Annotated in this window: 6 protein-coding genes and 1 pseudogene; 5 read left to right on the top strand and 2 right to left on the bottom strand. The window is 47.5% G+C overall.

Going from position 1 to position 5067, the window contains the following annotated elements; translation table 11 throughout:
- A partial coding sequence (locus ACJMLT_RS08315; protein WP_405729327.1) for a hypothetical protein occupies nt 1-346 on the bottom strand: 346 nt, incomplete at its 3' end.
- A gap of 232 nt (nt 347-578) precedes the next feature.
- Here ACJMLT_RS08315 and ACJMLT_RS08310 point away from each other — a divergent pair.
- Together ACJMLT_RS08310 and ACJMLT_RS08305 are read left to right on the top strand one after the other, a co-directional pair.
- Nucleotides 579-1277 (top strand): response regulator transcription factor, encoded by a 699-nt coding sequence (locus tag ACJMLT_RS08310; protein WP_405729324.1) that lies wholly within the window; start codon nt 579-581, stop codon nt 1275-1277.
- Nucleotides 1274-3190, top strand: a complete 1917-nt coding sequence (locus ACJMLT_RS08305) for a sensor histidine kinase (protein ID WP_405729320.1) — start codon at nt 1274-1276, stop codon at nt 3188-3190. The genes ACJMLT_RS08310 and ACJMLT_RS08305 overlap by 4 nt, the downstream gene beginning before the upstream one ends.
- Nucleotides 3191-3225: 35 nt before the next feature.
- Here the strand turns inward: ACJMLT_RS08305 and ACJMLT_RS08300 are convergent, their stop codons facing one another.
- Complete coding sequence (locus ACJMLT_RS08300) at nt 3226-3714, bottom strand: tRNA (cytidine(34)-2'-O)-methyltransferase (RefSeq protein WP_405729317.1); 489 nt, start codon at nt 3712-3714, stop codon at nt 3226-3228.
- 181 nt (nt 3715-3895) lie between these two features.
- Here ACJMLT_RS08300 and ACJMLT_RS08295 point away from each other — a divergent pair, with 181 nt between their 5' ends.
- From ACJMLT_RS08295 to ACJMLT_RS08285, 3 genes and pseudogenes are all read left to right on the top strand, one after another.
- Nucleotides 3896-4309 (top strand): Fur family transcriptional regulator, encoded by a 414-nt coding sequence (locus ACJMLT_RS08295; protein ID WP_405729314.1) that lies wholly within the window; start codon nt 3896-3898, stop codon nt 4307-4309.
- Between the two features lie 147 nt (nt 4310-4456).
- Entirely contained in the window at nt 4457-4771 is a 315-nt protein-coding gene (locus ACJMLT_RS08290; RefSeq protein ID WP_405729311.1) for a PadR family transcriptional regulator, read from the top strand.
- 17 nt (nt 4772-4788) lie between these two features.
- Nucleotides 4789-5067 (top strand): annotated as a pseudogene (locus tag ACJMLT_RS08285) (hypothetical protein); the annotation flags it as partial.

Raw genomic sequence — 5067 nt, 5'->3', positions numbered from 1 at the left:
CCCCCGTAAAACTGCCAAGAACAGCATTTTTTTCGCCAAAAAAGGTCACGTCATATACTTTCCATTCTGTCGCTGCGCCCGGAAAACGAATGACAGAAAAATAAATTCCATCAAACTTGCATTCTGTCTCCTGCAGCATTGCCGCCACTGTCGCAATGCCCTCATTTTCCTCCAGATGCAGCACTGCCGCATCCTCCGCACAATGACGTATGATTTCTATTTCCACAACATTTTCCCAATCTTTCATTCTGGTAAATGCTGCAATCGTCTGCACCCGAAACACTCCCAGAAACAATACTATGCATAGAAACGCCGCCCCCATCAGCAGCCATTTTCTCTCCTTCATGGGCACACCTCCTTTTTTTCAGCATAGCAAAAAAGCCGCCCCCCAACAATATTTTTCCAAAAAGTTTAAGAAAATCTTACGATTTCCCCTCTTCCCCCAAAACGCCTTCCGAATATGCTACACTTTTTTCAGAAAAATATATAATTTAATGAAATCTTAAAATTTTTCCTGCCGATTTCTTAAAACCGGTCAGATACAATAAAATCACAGCATGACGGAGGTGCAAACCATTATGTACAATATTCTCATCTGCGACGACGAAAAGGATATCGTTTCCGCATTATCCATTTATTTATCCACAGAAAACTACAATATCTTCACCGCATCCACAGGGCAGGAGGCGCTGGAGGTTGTGGCAAAGCACGACATCCATCTCATCCTCATGGATATTATGATGCCCCTGATGGATGGCATCACCGCCACAGCCAAACTGCGGGAAACCTCCAACATCCCCATCATCCTGCTGACAGCCAAAAGCGAAGATACCGACAAAATTCTCGGTCTGAATATGGGCGCGGATGATTACATCACCAAGCCCTTCAACCCAATCGAGGTCATGGCAAGGGTACGCTCTCAGCTGCGCCGTTATACCTCTCTGGGTGGCATGGCAAAAAAAGCCTCTCAACTGACCATCGGCAGCATTGTCATGGATGATGATGCAAAGATCGTAACCGTAGACGGAGAAACCATCAATCTGACCCCCAGTGAATACAACATCCTGAAGCTTTTGATGGAAAATCCCGGCAGAGTGTTTTCCTCTGCGCAAATTTACGAACGCATCTGGAACGAAGATGCCTGTGGCTCCGGCAGTGTGGTAGCCGTACATATCCGTCATCTACGGGAAAAAATAGAGATCAATCCCTCTGAACCCCGTTACCTGAAGGTAGTATGGGGACTGGGATATAAAATCGAAAAGGAGGCGAGTAAATGACAAAACTCACCCATAACCTTGGGGCAAAGATCATCGCCTGTTTTCTGGTCATCCTTGCAGGCTTCGGAACGGTCGGCAGCGGCGCAGGGGTATATTATGCCTACGAACACGGGTTTTACGGCAACAACGCAAGACCCTACCACAAAACATCCTCCTGCCAGCATATCACCTATCAATATGCCATCGGCCTCATCGACCACATCAATACAGGCGCATGGAGCCCCGGAGATCAGGAAGCCTTTGCGCCCGAAAATACCAATTTCCGCTATCGCCTGAATACGGCAGAGGGCGTCCCTCTTCTGGATACCCTCGGAGAAAACGAAACGACTGTTTTGGTAGACACCAGCCAATTCCTTCTGATTCCCGACAACGGGCTCCTGTCCAAAGAAGTCTTCGATGAACTGTCCGGCGGAAAGGAAGAACTGGAAGTCATCGTGGAAGGATATCTCGCAGAGCCTCCTACCGTTTCCGATGATTACTGGATGTCTTTCTGGATCCATCAGGATCTTTATGACACTTACAGCATTCTGCTGCCCCTTTTCGGCATCAGCCTGCTGGTATTTGCTCTAAGCTTTGTATTCCTTCTGTGTGCCGCAGGTCATCAGGCCGACAAAGAGGAGATCACGCTGAACTTACAGGACAGAATCCCCCTCGACTTATACCTGCTCCTTTCTATTGGCGGCAGTCTGGGCATCGGTGTCATGGTGCTGAACGGAAATCCTTTCACCTATATGGAAGCTGTTTTCGTTGGTCTGGTCGGACTTCTGATCATTTCCATACTGGCACTGGCAACCATCCTGACCTGTGCCACCCGCATCAAACTGGGCAGATATTTTTATCAGAACACCCTCTGCTATAAAATCCTTCTTCTGTGCAGCAAACTGTTTGCATGGTTCTGGGATGGGCTGAAGGCCATTCCTGCCATGTGGAAGGTGGCAGCCGTATGGCTGATCGTTTCCTGCGTCTATATCGGCGGCGGATTCGGAGCAGTCATCCTCAATCTGGTATTGCTCTTTGTTTTCTGCACCGCCGCAGCCCAGCTGCAGAAACTGCAGGAAGGCGGCGAAGCACTGGCAAAGGGCAACCTGAGCAATAAGATCGACACCCTACGGATGTATCCCCCTTTCCGCAAACACGGGGAACATCTGAACAGCGTTTCCAAGGGCTTTTCCATTGCCCTGCATCAGAAAATGAAAAGTGAACGACTGAAAACAGAACTCATCACCAACGTCTCCCACGATATCAAAACCCCTCTGACCTCTATCATCAACTATGTGGATCTGCTGAAAAAAGAGGAACTGACGGGGCAGGCGGCGGAATATATCGAAGTGCTGGAAAGACAGTCCCGACGGCTGAAAAAACTGACGGAGGACTTGGTGGAAGCCTCCAAAGCCTCCACAGGCAACCTGAAAGTGAACCTTGCCCCTACGGACTTGGGCGAACTGACCGCCCAGGCTGTGGCAGAATATGAGGAAAAACTGAAACAATCCCAGCTGGAAGTCGTCATCAACGGAACGGATGCCCCTGTCTATGCCATGGCGGACGGTAATCTGACCTGGCGCGTCCTCAGTAACCTTTTGAGCAACGCCTGCAAATATTCCCAGACAGGCACGCGGGTCTATATCGACCTGAAACAGGAGCAGGGAGTTGTAACGGTTTCCATGAAAAATATCAGCAAAGACGCCCTGAATATCCCTGCGGAAGAACTGATGGAACGCTTCGTCCGCGGCGACAGTTCCCGTCATACGGAAGGCAGCGGTCTGGGACTGAATATTGCCCAGTCCCTTGTGCATCTGCAGAAAGGAAAATTCTCGCTGGAGATCGAAGGGGATCTCTTTAAGGCCTATATGAAATTCCCCGCAGCAGAACCTCCCGCTCCCCCTGCGGAAGAAACTGCTCCTGCGGAAGAATAAAAAAAGAACGTACTCCACGAGTACGTTCTTTTTTATTACCATTTGTTGTGATGCAGCTGCCCTTCCATCAGCATACCGGGGAAGCCCTGCTGACGCATGGCTTCATAAATGATGATGGCAACAGAATTGGACAGATTCAGACTTCTTGCCGCTTCCAGCATGGGAATACGGATGGTGTTGGCTTCGTGAGCCATCAGGATTTCTTCGGGGATGCCTGCGCTTTCCCTGCCAAACATGACGTAATCATCCGCCCCATAGGTCACATCGGAATAAACATGACGGGCTTTGGTAGAGGCCATCCAGATTTTCGCTCCGGGATTCTTTTCACAGAAATCCTGAAAATTTTCATAATAACGGATGTCCAGAAGTTTCCAGTAATCCAGCCCTGCCCGTTTCAAATATTTATCTTCCACGGAAAACCCCAGGGGTTTGATCAGATGAAGTACAGAATTGGTCACCGCGCAGGTGCGGGCGATATTTCCTGCATTCTGGGGGATTTCCGGTTCCAGCAAAACAATATGCATACGCCATCCTTCCTTTCTTTCAAAACCCATCATAACACAGGAAAAATAAAAACACAACCGCCGGCACTTTCCAAAAAAAGGAATAATCCCTTCCGTTTTGGTATATTTTACTATTGACGTAACGGATAATTTCTATTATTATTAAATAACAATAGTTATTATTTAGAAGGGGTGTGGAAGTATGAAAGAGATTGCTCAGATCCTGCGAGAAAAAGGACTGAAAGTCACCCCACAGCGCATTGCCGTTTATAATATGCTCATGAGCACCACAGAGCATCCCAATGCGGAAATGATCTATAAAACGCTGGAACCTACCAACCCTACCATGAGCCTTGCTACCGTGTATAAAACACTGGATTTCTTCAAACAGCTGGGTCTGGTACAGGAACTGAATGTAGGCGAACCCAGTTCCCGTTATGACGCTGTGGTGAAGTGTCATCCTCATACCGTTTGCAAAGTCTGCAATAAAGTAGATGATCTGCATATGGAAGAACTGACAGATGTCACAAAAAAACTGGTACCTGATCTGGATTTCGAAGTGGAAATGGAACAGCTCATCCTCTATGGTACCTGCGGAGAATGCCGCAAAAAATAAGCAAGCCCGAAAGAACGCCGAACAGTCGGTGTTCTTTTTTATTTCTTAAGATTTCATTACACCTATTGACGATATCGAATATCGATATTATCATAAAAGTACAACAATATCGATACTCGATATCATAGTTTGAGAGGAGCCATGCCTATGGCAAAAAAATCACTAGAAGTTTTAACAGAAACCATGTTTTATGTGCTGATGGCCTTTCAGCGGCAGGAAATGTGCGGTGCTGACATCGTTCAGTTCATCGGAGAACGGACGAAAAACCGCGTCAGCATCGGCCCCGGCACCCTTTATACCATCCTTGGCAAATTTGAAGAAGAAAAACTCATTGAAGAAACGGCAGTGGAGGGCCGAAAACGCACCTACCGCATCACAGAAAAAGGCCGCGGCTTCTACGCAGAAGAAGTAACCCGCCTGCGGATGTGTATTGCCGATGCAGAAGCAGAAAAATCCTTATGAAAGAAAGGATGACCAATATGAAATATAAAAGAAAACTCATCCCTGTCAATCTTATGAACATTCCTGCTATGGAAAGCTGGCTTTCCGATATGGCAGCGGAAGGATTCTATTTGCATTCTCTTGGCCCGCACGTTGCAAAATTTACGGAAGGAGAGCCCAGAAAACTGGCTTATCGCATTGAGCCCCTCCCTGTGGAAGACAACGGATTTTATGTGAATAACATCCGCAACGCTTTTTCTGCGGAAAAAGACGGTAAAAAACCCCTGACCGTAGAGGAAAAAAATCGGAGAATGACA

Source organism: Anaerotignum sp. (assembly GCF_045122575.1).
Taxonomy (GTDB): Bacteria; Bacillota; Clostridia; order Lachnospirales; family Anaerotignaceae; genus Anaerotignum_A.
This window is presented reverse-complemented; position numbering and strand designations above follow the sequence as displayed.